We start from the raw sequence: 16,052 nt of genomic DNA on the forward strand, positions 1-16,052 counted from the left end.
AAAGCTCCAGGGTAGTTCGCGAGGGCAGTGTGACACAGTCTCATGCCGTGCCACACTCCGAAGTGAAGCGGTGTGAGTTCGACCGCATGCTGGCAGTCTCACGGGATTTGGGATAGTAGCCGCGAGTGAAGTAGAGCACGGCCCGGCGATTCCAAGCTGCAGCAAAGTCTGGGGTTTCGGCCGCGATCTCGCTCAATAGCGCTTCCGCTGCTTCCGGATCGCTCGCGTCGAGCGGAAATTGCGCCCGACGGAGCTGCTCGATGCCCCACACGCCTTTCTGTTGGAACCAAATTCGCCACAACTGAGCTGTGGCGGGCAGGCGGATCGATTCGTCAGAATCTCTGAGGTTTACCATGAGGCGGCCGACCAGACGATCTACTATCTCGGTAGGAGAAGTCTTCACCTTCCTTTGTGAAAGCCTTGCCTTGGTTCTGCCCGTCCTCGGCAACCAACGGTTTGGGAGTTCTTGGCGACGTTCTATGCTGTTAGGCCGTAACTGCCCTCACAACACCTGCCCCCACGACAGATCTTGCCCCCACAACTGATGTGGAGGCGAAGTCGGAGCACCAAAAAAGTTTATTGGGTGCCTTGCTCCGCGACAGCGATGATAGGCGTTATGATTCGCTGGAATCGCGATCTTTTTCGACGTCAGGTAACCAATCTGGGCGTTCTTGACCTTCCCAACCGGGCGGACGCTTCGAGTTGTACCAAGCCAGCGAGCCGATTGTGACAGCGGCAATGAAGCCGACGACATACACGGCTGTAAACCAGACCGGAAAGCTGCCGTCAGCAGCAGCCTCAGCTTGCATGAGATGCATAAATAATTGCGATACTGATGTCATTTTGTTCGTTATCCTCTAAGTGGCGACCGCATAGTACCAAAGCCAAGAGTTTCGAGCTTCCATCAAGGGATTGAGATTGCCGCGCGTAACATCGAACTCTGTCAGTCGATAGCACCGCGCGCACCCGGTCGTTGGTGAGTCCTGCAGTGAAGACGCGCTCCATCGTCAGTTGGGCGCCTAACGATAGCCGAGGTGACGCATGGCTGCCTCAGTCACCACGCGCCCGCGCGGCGTGCGACTGAGAAACCCGATTTGAAGCAGATAGGGTTCGTAAACGTCTTCGATGGTTTGAGCATCCTCGCCCGTGGCCGCAGCAATTGCGTCCAAGCCTACTGGTCCGCCGCCGAATTGCTGGATAGCAGTCTGCAGCACGGCGCGATCCGTCCAGTCCAAGCCCAGGGGATCTATTTCGAAGAGTTCCAGCGCGTCGGCCGCGATCGCGCGATCGACCGTACCCAATTCCTTGACTTGCGTAAAGTCGCGCACGCGCTTGAGCAAGCGATTGGCTACGCGCGGGGTGCCGCGCGCCCGGCGGGCGATTTCTAAAGCACCATCGTCGGTTACGGGCGTTTCGAGCAAGGCAGCCGTACGGTGCACGATCTGGCTCAACTCATCCGTATCGTAGTAACGCAAGCGCTGGATCATCCCAAACCGATCGCGCAGGGGGGAAGTGAGCGCTCCAACGCGAGTTGTTGCCCCAATGAGGGTAAATGGCGCCAGGGGAATGCTGCGCGTTCGGGCGCCTTGACCTTTGCCGATCGTGATGTCAATGCGGCGGTCTTCCATTGCCGGATACAACAACTCCTCGGTCATCCGATTGAGGCGGTGGATCTCGTCAATGAATAGGATGTCTCCGGGGTTGAGACTGACGAGCAAACCGGTAATGTCGCGCGGGCGCTCGAGCGCGGGTGCTGCTGTAATGCGACAGTTGACGCCCATCTCTGCGGCGAGGATCAGTGACATCGTCGTCTTGCCGAGTCCGGGCGGACCATACAGTAACAAGTGATCTAGAGCTTCGCTGCGTCCCTTTGCAGCGCGAATGGCAATATCGAGCACATCTTTGAGGTCTTTTTGACCGATGTAGTCGGACAAGCGGCGCGGACGAATCGATTCCTCCGCACCACTGGTCGTTTCGGCTGGCGTGGCTTCGGGCGCGATCGTCGCATCGCGGGGCACTCGCGATCGCGACGACATCTCGGGCACGGGGGACGCTGCCGGTGCGGCAGAATGAGGAATGCCGGGAAGGTCTGAGGAGCGTTTGATGGCCATCGGAATGCCAAACTCGGCGCGATATGCGTACGTAGGAACTACATTTTAAGGCCGTGACATGTTATCAAAACGAATTGTGCCGTGCTTGGATGTTAAAGCCGGGCGCGTGGTCAAAGGCGTAAATTTTGTTGAGCTGCGCGATGCAGGCGATCCGGTGGAACTGGCGCGCGCCTACGATGCTGCTGGTGCAGACGAACTCGTGTTTCTCGATATCACTGCAACCCATGAGGAGCGCGGCACGATTCTCGACGTCGTTTACCGTACGGCAGAACAGGTGTTTATACCACTCACGGTTGGTGGTGGTGTATCCAGCTTGGACCACATCAAAAACCTCCTGCGCGCCGGTGCCGATAAAGTTAGCATCAACTCCGCTGCCGTCCGCAACCCGGATTTTGTTGGCGCAGCTGCCGATCGCTTCGGCAACCAATGTATCGTCGTGGCGATCGACGCCCGCCGGCGCGAGGATCCCAACCGACCCGGTTGGGACGTCTACGTGCGCGGCGGCCGTGAGAACACGGGCATTGACGCGTTGGAATGGGCGCAAGCGGTCGAAGCTCGCGGTGCGGGCGAGTTGTTGGTCACCAGTATGGATGCCGACGGCACACAGGCCGGGTACGACCTAAAGCTGACGCGCGCGATCGCCGAACGCGTGCAGGTACCGGTCATTGCATCGGGCGGTGCGGGTACGGTCGAGCACATTCGCGCGGCTCTCGTGGAAGGGCAAGCAGAAGCCGCACTGCTGGCTTCGCTGCTCCATTACGGTCAGCTCACCGTGGCAGAAATCAAAACTTACCTGGGCGACCGCTGCGTTCCGATTCGTGCGACCTAGAACCCAGATGCGACAGCCGGCAAGCGCACTTTTAACAAGGCAATTAACCCCACTCAAGGCAGCCTTGTTGAATCTGAAGAAAACCTGCCGTTCTCTTCCAGGCATCAACCTCAGGTGTAATATATTGAAAGAAAGGATGTTATATTTCGTTACAAAATGCTGTCTTTTGTGCTCGTGCTCGATGTGGCGCTGGTTGCCTGGTCGCTCCACTTAATGGAGTCGGCGTTCGCGGAGCAGGAGTTTTCGCTGGTGCTGGCTGGAACCCTCGTGGCCCTGTCGGCTGTTGCGATCTTGGTGTCTTACTTGTTGATGGGACATTGCTTGGGGTATTTAGCTTGAGAAAACACCGCGCCAATATCGCTGGTTAGGGCACGTGCGGAAGGGGCCGGCCCTCTACACAGACATTCAGTACAGACACTCAGTCAGTTTGGATGACGCGATCGTCCGTGCCGATCGCGCGCATGAGCTTCTGCTTGACCTGGGTATCGAACACATCCCACTTGAGCTGGGCGTACTGCGGGCGATCGTTAAAGCCATAGAGAAAGCCGATCTGCACTTCGAAGCCACCGGCCATGTAACGACCGCCCCCGAAATAGCGACCTTGCGTATCTCGTCCTAAGGCTTCCTTGATAAACTCGTCCGGATCGAGCGTCATTTTATTCGTCCGTAAAGAGCCAATCAACACTTCAACTTCGGCATCTTCACTGTGGACGATGCCATACACCACAGCGGTGTGGACGTTTTCCTCAGTAACAAGAAAGTCCGCCACCTGAGGGATGGCGTCGCGGTCGTCGTAACGCAAGTAACCGACCCCAGCAATGCAAAAGCCATTGTGGATGTAGCGGTTGCGCAGCGATCGCTCGATCGCGTCCATAACGCGCTTCGAGCGCGCCGATTTCAGCACCGCGTTCAGTAATTGTGCATCGTAGAACCGGCTGAGATACGCTACTGCCAAGTAATCTTCCTCGCGTGCTTGCAGCAAGGAGTTACTGTCGGAACGGATGCCGTGCATCAATGCGGTTGCACATTTAACGTGTTTGGTATTACCGGTATCGAACTGCAGTAAGCCTGCTTGTAAGTACTGAGTTAACATCGTCGCCGTTGCCCGCGTTTGGGATCTCAGATCTGCGAACTCGGCAGCGAGATCCCCTTGGTGGCTGTGGTGGTCGATGACGGCAACTATCGGTAGGTTTGCTTTCACGACCAGCGGCATGAGCTGACTGGTCGTACCTTGGCTGTCGATCAACACGCAGCCCGCATAGGGGGATAGGTCGCGTTCGCCAAGGGTATTGGCACCCCAACGCTTGGCTGGCAAACCCGTCAGCTTTACGAGCGCAATGTTCTCTTGGTGCGAGAGAGTACCCGCATAAACAATCTCGCACTGAATCTCGTACTGCTGGGCGATGAGCTGAAACGCCCACGCACTTGATAGCGCGTCCGGGTCTGGGAAATCTTGTAGCGGCAGTAACAGGCGCTCGCCTCGATGGCGGCCGAGTAGCTCGTGTAGGTTGTTGACGAGCCGCGTCAGCGCTGCATTTTCCGGAACGACAAAGGTCAATGCTGCTGCGACTGCTGTTTCGGACTCCGGGAAGTTCCATGAGGAGCTAACTTCCGGATGCGCGACAGCCATCCCGTTTGCGCGAACCTTCTGGGTCACCGCTCGGTCTTCAGAATTGACACCGGATTTGTGCGTGTTTGCTGGCATCTTGGCGAGTGCAGATGGCAAAGGCCTCGCAGCAGCTTAAAAGAGTGCGAAGAGCCACCGACATATTACTTTTGTTTAACCAATCTAGCGCCTGGAGCCGGTTGATTTCTAGATCGGGCGGCGATCGACGCCGGTACCGACTATACTTGGGCGACTCAGAAGCGAGTGATGGTCGGTCCAGAACCACGAGTTTTGGGCTGACGAACGCCACCGAGCGCGGTCGAGGAAATTCACTGACGGGGTGAAGACGGTCTCCGCGATCGCCCCAAAATACAGGACACTTGCAGAGTTAATACCAAATCAAAGAATTTTCGCGACAGATAGAGCGTCGAGAATGAAGTCATAGCCCGAGAGCGCAGCCATAACCTCTGGGGTGAGTTCCTCGAGCAGCTGCACGAGCTTGCTCTCCAGCTGCTCCAAGTCCTCAAACACTTCCCAGTGCAAGTCTCGCTTCAGGTGCTGCCACACTCGCTCGGCGGGATTGAGTTCAGGACAGTACAGCGGCTGGAATAGCAGCATCACGTTTTCTGAGAACTCCAGATTCTTGGCAGTATGCAGGCGACCGATATCCACGCGATCTCTTTTGCTCGGTCGGGCCCGATTTCGGGAGGTTAAACGACATTCGAGGCGATTACCCGACAAAATTACGCTGCTCGCGACCGTAAATCTACGGAAATTGCCAACTCATTTCACGACTTGGTTCTTGGTTTTGGCGATGCCTTTGAGGCCGATTTTCTGAGCTGGCAGCCCGACATCAATTCCTTTGACTTCCTATCGTCTGGTAAGCATGCCGAATTCGAAAGTGGGCCGCGAAAAGCGTTCGAACAATACCAGAACGATAAGCATTCAACTGGTCGCTTGGTGCCGAAAAAGAAATGGACGCCCCTTTCGCTCAATAGACCCGGAGGACCATGAGCTACGGGGCGTCCTACACTCGGGTGACAGACAGAATCACTGAAAAACTTACCGGTCAAAAAGTTCCCCCATTGCCCGGTTATTCTCCAGAAGTTGATGCACCTACGTGGGCAAAGTGAGTGGTAGGTATTTTTTTACTTGCGCGCGGAAACAATTCAGGTGTGGCAATAGGAAGTACGGGCTTTGACTGGAAAAACATCATCCTCAACTTTATTTCCGTGCTAGAGATTGCTGGCTTGGTCACCGCGATCGCCGGTTTCGTAATAGGTCCCCGATTGGGCTGGCGCTGTTGGGGATGGGAGGTGGTGGGTTGCAGGTAGACCAAGGGCGTGGAGAACTCTTTAAAGCCGCCAAGAAAAAAGTTTTGAGCTATCTACCGCAGGTGGCGCAGCAGCAGTATGCTGTAGTCCGAATGCCGCCTGTGAGTGTTTCGACACTTACGAGCGAGTAGTGTCGGATCTCATAAAGTTCGAATATCCGCGCTCGTAAAGCGGGACTCGAAAATCTCATCACTCAGATAGAATCGCGCGAACTCGATCGCGTCACAGACATGGATCGCCTACATCAGCTAGAACGCAACGTAGACGAATGTGTCCACGAGAACGAAGCAGCAAACAGAGTTTCCTAGCAGCCGATCGATCGTGCAGATGTCATACGGATGTTGACAGTGGCGCGAGTGGCACGCCACAGCGGTCGAAGTGAACGAACCCCTTGCGAGTTTTGCCAGGATGACCGGGTTGTCCGCCCGGTCGGCGCGGTGGGGGGTCGGAGGTCGGCTTGGGTTTGACCGGGTTCTCTAAGCGCTTGATGAGGTCGCTGGAAGGGAGCTTCGAGGAGGTCTGGGAGTCAGAATCGAGCAGACGTTTGAGGCGTTCGACCGCGGCGACGAGCTGCTCGATAACTTGCTGCTGCTGACGAAGCAAGTCAATCAATGCCGACTTGGGCATCTGCTCGAGAGCATCGCGGTCTTGAGGGAACTCGGGCAATAGCGGTGTCATGTCCTCAAGCTACCTTCACAGGTGCACTTGTCAAGCCCCTCACCTGAATCCTTAACTTTGAAACAAAGGGCGTGGGAGTTTCTCCTGATTTAACCGCTCTAAACTTTCATAACGTCCGACCCCAAGCATGGTGCAGAATGTCACTTAAGTAGCTAGCGACAAACGATAGTTTAGGATCGCTGCCGAAGCGACAGAGTGGTGTTGATGCGGGTTGTAGTGCAGCGGGTAAGGGCGTCGCAGGTAACAATAGCCAAAGAAACGACCGGTGCGATCGCGCGGGGGCTGATGTTATTGGTTGGGATTGCACCAACGGATACGGATGCCGAGCTTGCATGGATGGCGCGTAAATGTTTGTACCTGCGGTTGTTTCCGGGAGAGGATGGCACGGCGTGGGCGCGGTCGGTTGCCGATATCAGCGGTGAGTTGCTGGTGGTCAGCCAGTTCACGCTGTACGGGGACTGCCGCAAGGGACGGCGACCATCGTTTATCGGCGCCTCAACACCAACCGTTGCCGAGGCACTGTACGATCGCTTCGCGGAGTTGTTGCGAGCAAGCGGGCTGCGCGTGGCGACGGGTAAGTTTGGTGCGGACATGCAGGTTCGCATCGACAATGACGGACCCGTAACGCTCTTATTAGAACGCGAGGCCGGCACATGAAAGATCAAGAACATCCGCGATCGCGCCAAGACCGTGATGTCGTCAATCGCTTATTGCGGGACGGTCCGACGGAGGCAAACTTAATCGACCTGGCGCGGTTGCGCATCCGATACAATGGATTTCCTGGCGCACGTGCTATCCAACGCGACCTCGATCTGCTGTTACAGCAGTGGCAACTGGACGAAGACAGTCTGTTTGCCCGCACGCGTGCCCTATACGTCAGCCGCAATCTGCAAGGGCATTCTTCCCTCACCGACGAGCAGGATTGGAGTTGAGAACTGGGGGATGCAGCAGTCATGCTATTCAGATCCCGCAGTTCAGTTTCGCACTCGAACCCGATAGCCCAACTCCAACGGCGCGTTCAACAGTTCCTGTGAATTCAAACTCCCAAGGTCTCGTTACGTATAGTGCGCTGCAAGCTCCAATCCAGAGTCGCGCTCCGGAGCAAAATTTCCCAAAACATGACTATGTGGTGCGTCTAAGCGTGGTGAGTGCAGTTGGGATTCCTACACCAAACACCACCGTAGTGTAATCGCCAGAACAACTGCGAAAACTGCAAGCGCGATTGGTGGGGGGCGAGCGAAAAATCACTCCGTTGCGTCGCCGGTTGGACGCGCGCGACCAGCCAATCTGATGCCCAAGCTACGTTCTAAGGACGCAAGTATTTGATCGCGTGTTGGATGCGATAGTACGCAGCGTCATTGCCCTCGGCGCGAAAGATTTCTCCCGCTTGCTGCAAGTCGTTAACCGCACCCGTGTAATCGTGCAGCTTGGCACGAGCAAAACCGCGATTGCCCAGCGCCTGAGCGAAGTCGGGTTTGCGGTCGATCGCGCGCGTGAAGTCGGCGATCGCGTCTTCGAACTTGCCGAGATTGAGGTACACAAGTCCTCGGTTGTAGTACACGTCCGAGAGGCTGGGGTCGACCGCGATCGCGCGGTCGTAATCGGAAATCGCACCGATGTAATCTTCGAAGCGTGCCCGCGCTAGCCCGCGATTGCCTAGTGCCTTTGCGAAGTTTGGATCGATGGAAATCGCTTCTGTAAACTCGTCAATTGCCTGTTCGTAGTCACCCGCGCGCACGCTATCTTCGCCTGCTTCGAACAGTGCCTCCGCCTTCTCACGTGCAGGCGAGCCTTCGGGAAGCGATTGTGCCAGTTGGGTTTTGATATTCCCTTTAATATTGTCTTTGGTATTGGCTTTGAAATTGTTTTTGCCGATAGATAGCTCCTCAGTAGCCGGATCGAGTGAGGTAGAACTACAGCTTGCGAGCGCAAGCGCGGCAACACCAAGGAACATCACTAAATAATGTCGGGCGAACATAAGCATTACTAACAGCAACAGTATCTCACAAGCTTATCAATACTCTTTTCCTAGGGTTTCCCGCCCAATCACCCCAGGAAATGTCATAAAGTCGCTTTCGCACCGTCAATGAAGTTCAATCCTAACCTTATTACACATTCCACGTCCCATCTCGTATTCGAACGATTGGCTTTCAGAGGATTAGAAGGTCTGAGCGTCAATCCAACTTCGAGCGCTGGCGCTTGCGTCTCAGGGAGGATACGGTCAAAACTCCAAGGGTCACTCCTGTCAGCGGAAGTGCGAACCCTAGCATTGCGGCGCTAAACATGGGCAATTGCTCGTGCTGCGTCGAGTCCAAGATTAAAAATGCTACGTACGCCAAATAGTAGAGGAGGAAGAGGCCGCCTTCCCAACGGCTGATCTGGTTGCCCGTGACGAAGATCGGCAAGCAGGCAACGGCGACGGCAATCATGATCGGAATGTCGAGGTTGAGGGCCGGATCCGATATCGCAACACCGTTCGGCGCAACGACGCTGGCAAGACCCAAGACAGCTAGGATGTTGAAGATATTGCTACCAACTACGTTACCCACAGCAATATCGCGTTCGCCGCGTAAGCTCGCAACCACCGAAGTCGCCCCTTCCGGTAGGGACGTTCCCAACGCCACAACGGTCAAACCAATAACCAATTCGCTGAGCCCGAACGAGCGCGCGATCGCCGTGGCACCGGTCACCAACCAGCGAGAGCCGAACAGCAGCAACGCCGCTCCGCCGAAAATCAAGCCCAGATCCTGGACCCACTCTCCAGTTGAGGCCGACTCTGGCAACGCAACTTCGGCAGAGTCGGGATCGTTAGGGTCGCTCCTACGGCGACTTTGGTGGAGAAGAAACCAGGTGTAAACGATTGCGCCCACGACAAACAAAATTCCGTCCGCGCGATCGATCGCGCCATCGAGTCCGAACATCAACATCAATACCGACACGCCGATCATGATCGGCACGTCCAGGCGTACCAACTGCTGCTGCACGATTAGCGGAGCGAGCGTTGCGGAAATTCCTAAAATCAGCAGGACATTGCAAATGTTACTCCCGACAATGTTGCCAACCGAGATCCCGGCCTGGGCTGTAAAATTCGCGCGCAGACTGACCGCCAGCTCAGGAGTACTCGTTCCATAGGCAACCACCGTCAGTCCGATCGCGAGCGGGGAAATTCCTGCCAAGGCTGCCAGCCTTGCCGCACCGCGCACCAGTAGCTCGGCACCCGCAATGAGCAGTACCAAGCCGATGGCGAACAAGGCAACGTCTGAAAAGGTCATGGCTGTTTGTCGAAGTTGTTGCACCAACGTCGATCGCAGGCGGGTCCGGTTGCGGCAGACAAGACTCTCGCCCCTGGTGCCGTCGCCCAAGCGCTTCATTATACTAGGCAACTGTCGCATACTCGCTTGTCACTGCCGTCCGTAGTAGGCAACCACATACTTGGAATCTCAGCTCAATTTTCGCAATAAGCGCGGCTCGACCGGGGCTTGTTGAGAGCAAAACTAAGTTCAAGCACTCCAGATCGCTGAAACCCCAACTCGGTCGTGGCACATAAATCAGGATGTGTTTGCCCTACCGTCCGTCGCCCCCTTGCGGATACTCGACCAAGAGCAACTGCCCCGACCGCCTCAAGGAATAACTGCAGGGGACGTTTGCCCTAAATGTATTGAAACGAGCAGCGCGCGCGAACCGCTCGACACGTGCGACGATATCGTTATCTCGGTTCTCAACAAGTTTCTAGCTAGCTCATGAAAGCGCTCATTCTGTCTGGCGGCAAAGGAACGCGTCTGCGTCCTCTGACCTACACGGGAGCCAAGCAGCTCGTGCCAGTCGCGAACAAACCGATCCTGTGGTACGGCATCGAGGCGCTCGTGGCAGCGGGGATTACCGATATTGGTATTGTCATCAGCCCCGAAAGTGGTGACGAAGTAAGGGCGAAGACCGGAGACGGCAAGCGCTTTGGCGCACAAATTACTTACATCCGTCAAGATAGCCCGGACGGACTCGCCCATGCCGTCAAGGTGGCGCAGCCGTTTTTGGGCGACTCGCCGTTCGTGATGTACCTCGGCGACAACCTGATTCAAGGCGACCTCGCTGCACTGCTGAACGACTTCAAAACCCGTACTCTAGCAGCGACCATTTTGCTATGTCCGGTCCCGAATCCGACTGCATTTGGCGTTGCCGAGGTAGGTGCGGACGGGCGCGTGCTGCGGTTGGTGGAAAAGCCGAAGGTGCCGCCCTCGAATCTGGCGTTAGTGGGTATCTATTTCTTTTCAGCAGTCATCCACGACGCGATCGCGGACATTTCGCCTTCAGCACGCGGCGAGCTAGAAATTACCGACGCCATTCAGTGGCTGATCGACCGCCAAGCCTGCGTGGAAGCCTGTCAGCTACGAGGCTGGTGGCTCGATACGGGCAAGAAAGACGATTTGCTGGAAGCCAATCGCGTCATCCTCGATACGCGCCTGCAAACCGCAATTCTCGGCGAGGTGGACGCGCAATCCAAGGCAACCGGTCGAGTTCGGCTCGGGGAGGGCTCGCGGCTCATTAACTGCACGGTTCGCGGTCCGGCCATCGTGGGCGCGAACTGCCATCTCGAAAATTGTTTCATCGGTCCCTACACCAGCATTGCCGACGACGTTCGGCTGGTGGATGCGGATATCGAGCACAGCGTCATTTTGGCGGGTGCGAGTGTTGAAGGCGTCTCCGGCCGCATTGTCGATAGCTTGATCGGCCAGCGCGCGTCTCTGACAACCGCCCCCCGTCGTCCGAAGGCGATGCGGCTCATGATCGGTGACGACTCGAAGATCGAGTTGATCTAGTCGATCTAAGGACTAGGGTTTTTCAGCTGCGACAACACGAAAAATCTTGCTGGCACCCAGCTGACGAGGTTTCGCCGCCAGCACGAACCCACAGTCCGACCGCCACCGAAACTGACGGAGGCAGATTCGGGCCGCTATCATCTAGCGCGAATCCAGATGGATCTACTGCCACCACCGACCGGACCACTTGCGATCGCTGCCGAGCCGCTTTTACCCGCTGCCGCTGCCCACTCGCCGTTGGTGCTATCGGTCGTTCTCCCCACCCACAATGAAGCGGATAATCTCCAAGCAGCCATCGACCAAATCACTCAAGTTCTCGAGGATATTCTGCCGGGAGCATACGAATTAATCGTCGTCGACGACGACAGCCCAGACGATACTTGGCAAGTGGCGCAGAAGCTGAGCGATCGCTACCCGCAACTGCGGGTCGTGCGCCGAACGGGCGAACGGGGGTTGTCGTCGGCCGTGGTCCGCGGCTGGCAAGTTGCGCGCGGCGACGTGTTGGGCGTCATCGATGCCGACCTGCAACACCCACCGGAGCTGATGGCGAAGCTATGGGCTGAAATCGCACGAGGCGTAGATCTAGCAGTTGCCAGCCGCCATATTGAAGGCGGTGGTGTTAGCGACTGGAGACTTCCGCGACGCTTCCTGTCGCGGGGAGCGCAAATATTGGGGTTGATCGTCCTGCCGGGGGTGCTCGGGTGCGTGTCAGATCCGATGAGCGGCTACTTCATGGTCCGCCGCAAGTGCCTGCTCGATCGCGAACTCAGTCCGATCGGCTACAAAATCCTGATTGAAGTGGTGGCGCGCGGTCGCGTGGCTTGGATCGGCGAGGTCGGTTACGTTTTCCAAGAACGCCAGGCTGGCGAGAGCAAGGTGTCGCACCGTCACTACATCGACTACATCCAGCATTTGGTGCGCCTGCGCTTCGCGCTCTGGCCGGTGCAGCGCTTTTTGCGCTTCGGCATCGTCGGCTTCAGTGGCGTCTTCGTCGATATGGGAGCGTTCTACGTGCTGCGCGATCTCCTCGGACTGGGATTAACTCGAGGCGCGATCGCCTCTGCCGAACTCGCCATCTTCAACAACTTCGTTTGGAACGATCTTTGGACTTTCGGCGATATTTCAGCACGGCAGCGCGGTTGGCGATCGCGGCTGAAACGCTTGGTGAAATTCAATCTCGTTTGCCTGGCCGGATTGATCTTGAACGTACTGTTGGTCAATCTGCAATTTAATGTGTTCGACGTTAACGAGTATTTGGCTAAGCTCGTGGCGATCGCGGCCGTGACGCTCTGGAATTTCTGGATCAACCTCAAGCTCAACTGGCGCGTCACCGAATCACCGTAATGCCGAGTTCAGGGATTCATTTTACAGAGCGTACCTCCGGATCGAAGCTGACGGTTGTGCGAGTCTTACGAGACATGTGGGGAATGGTGAATTCCCAAGCTTGCCAGAATACCATCCGAATCACTTCGTAAGAAGTTTTGTTGTGGATTAATAGGCAATCGGCTACGGTTAGCAATTACCAGGATTTACTTAGACTTGCGGGCAAGAGGCAGATCGTGCTCCGGGATTCAGGCTAACAGCGGTAGCAGCAGCGTGACGCAGTAGTAAACAATCGGTGCAGTGAAGACATAGCTGTCGGTGCGATCGAGGATGCCGCCGTGACCGGGGATTAGCTGCCCGGAATCCTTCACGCCCGCATCGCGCTTGATCGTGGATTCGGTTAGATCGCCGAGCAAACTCGTGATGCCGATCGTCGTGCCCAGCAGTAGACCGCTCAGCCACCACAGCGGCCAGTCCAGCGATCGCGCCCAGAACACCGCCATGGTCATACTCCCGAGAATCCCAAACACCGCCCCTTCAACCGTCTTCTTCGGACTGACAATTGAGAGCTTGGTGCGGCCGAACAGCTTCCCCATGGCGTAAGCTCCGATATCCGCCGCCCAAATGCAGCTGAACGCCAGTAACGTTACTGTCAAGCCAGCCGAAAACGTTCCCAAATCCGACCAATCTGCAGGCAGACCGCCGCTCAGTTCGCCCATCTCGCGCGCCATGTAACCGGCTCCATACCCGCCGTCAAGACCAACGCGCAAACGGACCCAGTAACACGGCAAATAGCCACCGTAGAACAGACCGAGCAGCGATGTGGAGATATCCGCAATCGTGGCGGGTTTGGGCTGGAACAGCAAGTAAAAACAAATTCCCGTCCCCGCTAGCGGAAACATCGCGTCCGCTAACGGAGGGAAAATTGTCGTTACCAGCAACATGCCAATTGACAGCGCTAAGGTCGTCTTTGCGGCCGGGTTAATGCCCTTGGCGCGGGCTAACCGAAAAAATTCGATTTCGCCCAACACCACGATCGCGCAAAACCCGAGGGTGAAGAACCACCCGCCGCCGACGATCATTCCTGTCGCCACCGCGATCGCGATCGCGCCGCTAATCAGTCGAGTCCAAGGCATGTAGTCCATTACTCCGACATACGAGCATCGCAATATCGCGGTGCTCGTACCCGGCAGAAAAAAAGGTTAAGAAAAGATTGTGGTCACGAACAGATCGTAACCTGCAGCAACCCGCAGCAACAACACTCGTCGATTCTGAAGACAGGTTCCGATTTTGAGTCGTGGGTGCTGATTTGCTACAACAACCCACTAATGGGCACTCGATTAATTTGCTTAAGACCGAAGGTCGGCAAGGCAGCTGGAGCATTTCAGCTGCCAATACGCTACTGTCTCGGGATGTATAGACGTGCACTAATCTAAGGAATTCCCCGAGCGTGTCAGCCTTAGCAACCGCTTGAAACGAGTTCGCTCTCGCTGTCGCAGGCGGGGAATGGAACGGGCCGGGCAACTAGAGTTTTTCGCCGCTGAGGATAAAGATCGGATCGACGGCAGCAAAGGTCTGGTATACGCCGCGTTTCTCCAGGCGGTTAAGTGCCGACTGCACGACTTCAATGTTGCGGGCCTGCAGTTCGGCGAGGGTTGCCGACAGGGCGTATAAGTTCTCTAGATTGCTGGCGGTGGCCACCACGCGCCCGCGATGGGGCAAGAACGACCAAGCTGCTTTGAGGATTTCTCGAACCTGACGGCCGCCCTCGATGCAGACGCGGTCGGGGCGATCGTCAATCGACTCCAAGCACTCGGGAGCGCTACCCTCCAGCACCTTAACGTTGACAACCCCAAAGCGATCGCAGTTGCGGCGGATCAGCGCGGCAACTTCTTCATCGCGCTCGACAGCGACGATCTTGCCTTCAGGACAGAGCAATCCCAGCTCGACGGAAATAGTGCCCGTTCCGGCTCCCACGTCCCAAAGTACTGACGACGCCTCCATCCGCAAATATGACAACATGAGCAGCCGCACTTCACGCTTGGTAAGTGGGATTCCGGGCAGGCGCTCGAATAAATCGTCGGGAATACCAGGTGTTGAGTAGGGCCAGAGCAACGCGGTCATAATTATGAGTGCGAGCGCGGGAAATACGAGAGCACGCAGGCTCGAATCGTAACAGGTTTTATTGGGCACGCGCCTCTCTCCGTCAGGGAAGATGACCTCACGCTAGAATTACGTCGATCGCGGGGCAGGAACATTCGCCAGCGGTTGGCGCGACTTGGACAGTGTAAGAGCGGTTGAAGCAGACCGCAACCGGTTGCGCGGAAGGCTGGGCGAATCGGACAGCTGGTTGGGAGGCTATCGTGAGCAAGCGGCGAAAAGGGCGGTTTTCGGCCGGAGTTATGGCAGGTATCGTGGTCGGGCTGCTGGGGGCGGGCGGCTTTGCCGGCTGGTGGGCTTGGCAGACGTTAGTCATGTCCAAGCCGCCTTGGACGCCCGGCTCTATCGAGCAACCGGACGCAGCTGTCCCTGTTTCAGGGGCATCCAGCGTATATTGGCTGCGACCGACGGACACGAGCTTTGAGTTGGTCGCGCGATCGCTCCCGCTACCGGCAGTCGATACAGCACCGCAAGAGCAGCTGAAAACAGCATTTAGCGAGCTCTTGGACGGGCCGGGCAGCTCGGATTATGCCTCAACAATTCCTGAAGGAACGAAGCTTCGCGACTTGAGCGTGCGTGCAGATGGGATCTACATCGACCTCACCGAAGAATTCCAGTTTGGCGGCGGGAGCGCATCGATGCAAGGTCGCTTAGCACAGGTTCTCTACACGGCTACGAGCCTCGATCCAAATGCTAAAGTTTACTTGCGCATTGAGGGAGAGCCAGTTGAATATCTTGGGGGTGAAGGTATTGCCGTCGAACAACCGCTAACGCGTAAGGTATTTGCCAGAAACCACCCACTGTAGTGGTTGCAGTCCGCCCCTTATTCCCAGCAGCTTGCACTGCAGGGATTGCCTTTGCGCCCAGCGCGCGCGAACCGCTAACGACAGCAGCATATCAAAGCGCATTCCCCGAGGCGGGGTTTTATGAGAACTTTGTCGTGAGCGTAGCCATACGCCGAAAACGCTACGGCAGCTGCAACCACACCACTTGTTTCAGCAATAATAATTCCTTAAAGACTTGATACGGATGGCTGGTCGATGAGCCATCCCATCTTTTCAGCGAGGCGATGAGGTCCCGCCCCGCCTGCTGCAGTTGCTTCTTGACCTTCTCTCGTAGTTCCCCAAGTCTCCGCAGGTCTGGCACTTCAGTCCGCTCTTTCCCATTCTCAGCACCGTTTGATCGGTTCACCTGGGG

At 56.5% G+C, this 16,052-nt stretch carries 21 protein-coding genes; 10 read left to right on the top strand and 11 right to left on the bottom strand.

Going from position 1 to position 16,052, the window contains the following annotated elements; all coding sequences use genetic code 11:
• Positions 1–40 precede the first annotated feature (40 nt).
• From KR51_RS02330 to ruvB, 3 genes are all read right to left on the bottom strand, one after another.
• Complete coding sequence (locus tag KR51_RS02330) at positions 41–403, bottom strand: tetratricopeptide repeat protein (protein WP_232214506.1); 363 nt, start codon at positions 401–403, stop codon at positions 41–43.
• Positions 404–614: 211 nt separating this feature from the next.
• Positions 615–842, bottom strand: coding sequence for a photosystem II assembly protein Psb35 (gene psb35 / locus KR51_RS02335; RefSeq protein ID WP_022604433.1), 228 nt, complete (start codon positions 840–842; stop codon positions 615–617).
• Between the two features lie 177 nt (positions 843–1,019).
• A complete protein-coding gene (gene ruvB, locus KR51_RS02340) occupies positions 1,020–2,111 on the bottom strand; it encodes a Holliday junction branch migration DNA helicase RuvB (protein WP_022604437.1) in 1,092 nt (363 codons plus the stop codon).
• A 58-nt stretch (positions 2,112–2,169) separates the two neighbouring features.
• Between ruvB and hisF the strand changes: the two genes are divergently transcribed.
• Entirely contained in the window at positions 2,170–2,940 is a 771-nt protein-coding gene (hisF, locus tag KR51_RS02345) for an imidazole glycerol phosphate synthase subunit HisF (protein ID WP_022604438.1), read from the top strand.
• A 156-nt stretch (positions 2,941–3,096) separates the two neighbouring features.
• Positions 3,097–3,279: a hypothetical protein gene (locus KR51_RS02350; RefSeq protein WP_022604440.1), complete on the top strand. Its 183-nt coding sequence runs from the start codon at positions 3,097–3,099 to the stop codon at positions 3,277–3,279.
• Between the two features lie 79 nt (positions 3,280–3,358).
• Here the strand turns inward: KR51_RS02350 and KR51_RS02355 are convergent, their stop codons facing one another.
• Both KR51_RS02355 and KR51_RS02360 read right to left on the bottom strand, forming a co-directional pair.
• On the bottom strand, positions 3,359–4,570 hold the full coding sequence (locus KR51_RS02355; protein ID WP_084202375.1) for a DHH family phosphoesterase: 1,212 nt from the start codon (positions 4,568–4,570) through the stop codon (positions 3,359–3,361).
• A gap of 375 nt (positions 4,571–4,945) precedes the next feature.
• A complete protein-coding gene (locus tag KR51_RS02360) occupies positions 4,946–5,218 on the bottom strand; it encodes a transposase (protein ID WP_084202373.1) in 273 nt (90 codons plus the stop codon).
• A gap of 57 nt (positions 5,219–5,275) precedes the next feature.
• On the opposite strand from KR51_RS02360, the gene KR51_RS21160 reads away from it, so the two are divergent.
• The 3 genes from KR51_RS21160 to KR51_RS21165 all read left to right on the top strand — a co-directional run bounded on the left by KR51_RS21160 (position 5,276) and on the right by KR51_RS21165 (position 6,011).
• Positions 5,276–5,560: a hypothetical protein gene (locus tag KR51_RS21160; protein ID WP_408638080.1), complete on the top strand. Its 285-nt coding sequence runs from the start codon at positions 5,276–5,278 to the stop codon at positions 5,558–5,560.
• A 119-nt stretch (positions 5,561–5,679) separates the two neighbouring features.
• Positions 5,680–5,880 carry a hypothetical protein gene (locus KR51_RS19095; RefSeq protein ID WP_332254464.1) on the top strand — a complete coding sequence of 67 codons (201 nt, stop codon included), beginning with the start codon at positions 5,680–5,682 and terminating at the stop codon, positions 5,878–5,880.
• Positions 5,856–6,011, top strand: coding sequence for a hypothetical protein (locus KR51_RS21165; protein WP_408638079.1), 156 nt, complete (start codon positions 5,856–5,858; stop codon positions 6,009–6,011). Before KR51_RS19095 ends, KR51_RS21165 begins: the two co-directional genes overlap by 25 nt.
• 199 nt (positions 6,012–6,210) lie before the next feature.
• Here the strand turns inward: KR51_RS21165 and KR51_RS17940 are convergent, their stop codons facing one another.
• Positions 6,211–6,558, bottom strand: coding sequence for a DUF6444 domain-containing protein (locus tag KR51_RS17940; RefSeq protein WP_022604444.1), 348 nt, complete (start codon positions 6,556–6,558; stop codon positions 6,211–6,213).
• Between the two features lie 204 nt (positions 6,559–6,762).
• Here KR51_RS17940 and dtd point away from each other — a divergent pair, with 204 nt between their 5' ends.
• Both dtd and KR51_RS02380 read left to right on the top strand, forming a co-directional pair.
• Positions 6,763–7,215, top strand: coding sequence for a D-aminoacyl-tRNA deacylase (gene dtd, locus KR51_RS02375; RefSeq protein WP_022604446.1), 453 nt, complete (start codon positions 6,763–6,765; stop codon positions 7,213–7,215).
• Positions 7,212–7,490, top strand: coding sequence for a DUF3288 family protein (locus KR51_RS02380; RefSeq protein WP_022604447.1), 279 nt, complete (start codon positions 7,212–7,214; stop codon positions 7,488–7,490). Before dtd ends, KR51_RS02380 begins: the two co-directional genes overlap by 4 nt.
• A 374-nt stretch (positions 7,491–7,864) precedes the next feature.
• Here KR51_RS02380 and KR51_RS17190 read toward each other — a convergent pair whose 3' ends face one another.
• A complete protein-coding gene (locus KR51_RS17190; RefSeq protein ID WP_051358033.1) occupies positions 7,865–8,536 on the bottom strand; it encodes a tetratricopeptide repeat protein in 672 nt (223 codons plus the stop codon).
• Between the two features lie 196 nt (positions 8,537–8,732).
• Entirely contained in the window at positions 8,733–9,830 is a 1,098-nt protein-coding gene (locus KR51_RS02390) for a calcium/sodium antiporter (RefSeq protein WP_040654902.1), read from the bottom strand.
• A 468-nt stretch (positions 9,831–10,298) separates the two neighbouring features.
• Between KR51_RS02390 and KR51_RS02395 the strand changes: the two genes are divergently transcribed.
• Positions 10,299–11,372, top strand: coding sequence for a glucose-1-phosphate thymidylyltransferase (locus tag KR51_RS02395; protein ID WP_022604453.1), 1,074 nt, complete (start codon positions 10,299–10,301; stop codon positions 11,370–11,372).
• A 156-nt stretch (positions 11,373–11,528) separates the two neighbouring features.
• Positions 11,529–12,716: a glycosyltransferase gene (locus tag KR51_RS02400; RefSeq protein ID WP_022604455.1), complete on the top strand. Its 1,188-nt coding sequence runs from the start codon at positions 11,529–11,531 to the stop codon at positions 12,714–12,716.
• A gap of 227 nt (positions 12,717–12,943) precedes the next feature.
• Here KR51_RS02400 and KR51_RS02405 read toward each other — a convergent pair whose 3' ends face one another.
• Together KR51_RS02405 and cbiT are read right to left on the bottom strand one after the other, a co-directional pair.
• On the bottom strand, positions 12,944–13,831 hold the full coding sequence (locus tag KR51_RS02405) for a phosphatidate cytidylyltransferase (RefSeq protein WP_022604457.1): 888 nt from the start codon (positions 13,829–13,831) through the stop codon (positions 12,944–12,946).
• 388 nt (positions 13,832–14,219) lie between these two features.
• A complete protein-coding gene (cbiT, locus tag KR51_RS02410) occupies positions 14,220–14,810 on the bottom strand; it encodes a precorrin-6Y C5,15-methyltransferase subunit CbiT (RefSeq protein ID WP_198016667.1) in 591 nt (196 codons plus the stop codon).
• A 248-nt stretch (positions 14,811–15,058) separates the two neighbouring features.
• Here cbiT and KR51_RS02415 point away from each other — a divergent pair, with 248 nt between their 5' ends.
• Entirely contained in the window at positions 15,059–15,661 is a 603-nt protein-coding gene (locus KR51_RS02415) for a GerMN domain-containing protein (RefSeq protein WP_022604460.1), read from the top strand.
• Between the two features lie 160 nt (positions 15,662–15,821).
• On the opposite strand, the gene KR51_RS02420 is transcribed toward KR51_RS02415, so the two are convergent.
• A complete protein-coding gene (locus tag KR51_RS02420) occupies positions 15,822–16,046 on the bottom strand; it encodes a hypothetical protein (RefSeq protein ID WP_156914926.1) in 225 nt (74 codons plus the stop codon).
• Positions 16,047–16,052: the final 6 nt, after the last annotated feature.

The organism is Rubidibacter lacunae KORDI 51-2, assembly GCF_000473895.1.
In the GTDB taxonomy this organism is placed as follows: domain Bacteria; phylum Cyanobacteriota; class Cyanobacteriia; order Cyanobacteriales; family Rubidibacteraceae; genus Rubidibacter; species Rubidibacter lacunae.

Bases quoted from the DNA above. Each gene is read 5' to 3' on its own strand.
- psb35 (WP_022604433.1), bottom strand. From the start codon at position 842: ATGACATCAGTATCGCAATTATTTATGCATCTCATGCAAGCTGAGGCT.
- ruvB (WP_022604437.1), bottom strand. From the start codon at position 2,111: ATGGCCATCAAACGCTCCTCAGACCTTCCCGGCATTCCTCATTCTGCC.
- hisF (WP_022604438.1), top strand. From the start codon at position 2,170: ATGTTATCAAAACGAATTGTGCCGTGCTTGGATGTTAAAGCCGGGCGC.
- KR51_RS02350 (WP_022604440.1), top strand. From the start codon at position 3,097: ATGCTGTCTTTTGTGCTCGTGCTCGATGTGGCGCTGGTTGCCTGGTCG.
- KR51_RS02355 (WP_084202375.1), bottom strand. From the start codon at position 4,570: ATGGCTGTCGCGCATCCGGAAGTTAGCTCCTCATGGAACTTCCCGGAG.
- KR51_RS21165 (WP_408638079.1), top strand. From the start codon at position 5,856: ATGGGAGGTGGTGGGTTGCAGGTAGACCAAGGGCGTGGAGAACTCTTT.
- KR51_RS17940 (WP_022604444.1), bottom strand. From the start codon at position 6,558: ATGACACCGCTATTGCCCGAGTTCCCTCAAGACCGCGATGCTCTCGAG.
- dtd (WP_022604446.1), top strand. From the start codon at position 6,763: ATGCGGGTTGTAGTGCAGCGGGTAAGGGCGTCGCAGGTAACAATAGCC.
- KR51_RS02380 (WP_022604447.1), top strand. From the start codon at position 7,212: ATGAAAGATCAAGAACATCCGCGATCGCGCCAAGACCGTGATGTCGTC.
- KR51_RS17190 (WP_051358033.1), bottom strand. From the start codon at position 8,536: ATGTTCGCCCGACATTATTTAGTGATGTTCCTTGGTGTTGCCGCGCTT.
- KR51_RS02390 (WP_040654902.1), bottom strand. From the start codon at position 9,830: ATGACCTTTTCAGACGTTGCCTTGTTCGCCATCGGCTTGGTACTGCTC.
- KR51_RS02395 (WP_022604453.1), top strand. From the start codon at position 10,299: ATGAAAGCGCTCATTCTGTCTGGCGGCAAAGGAACGCGTCTGCGTCCT.
- KR51_RS02400 (WP_022604455.1), top strand. From the start codon at position 11,529: ATGGATCTACTGCCACCACCGACCGGACCACTTGCGATCGCTGCCGAG.
- KR51_RS02405 (WP_022604457.1), bottom strand. From the start codon at position 13,831: ATGCCTTGGACTCGACTGATTAGCGGCGCGATCGCGATCGCGGTGGCG.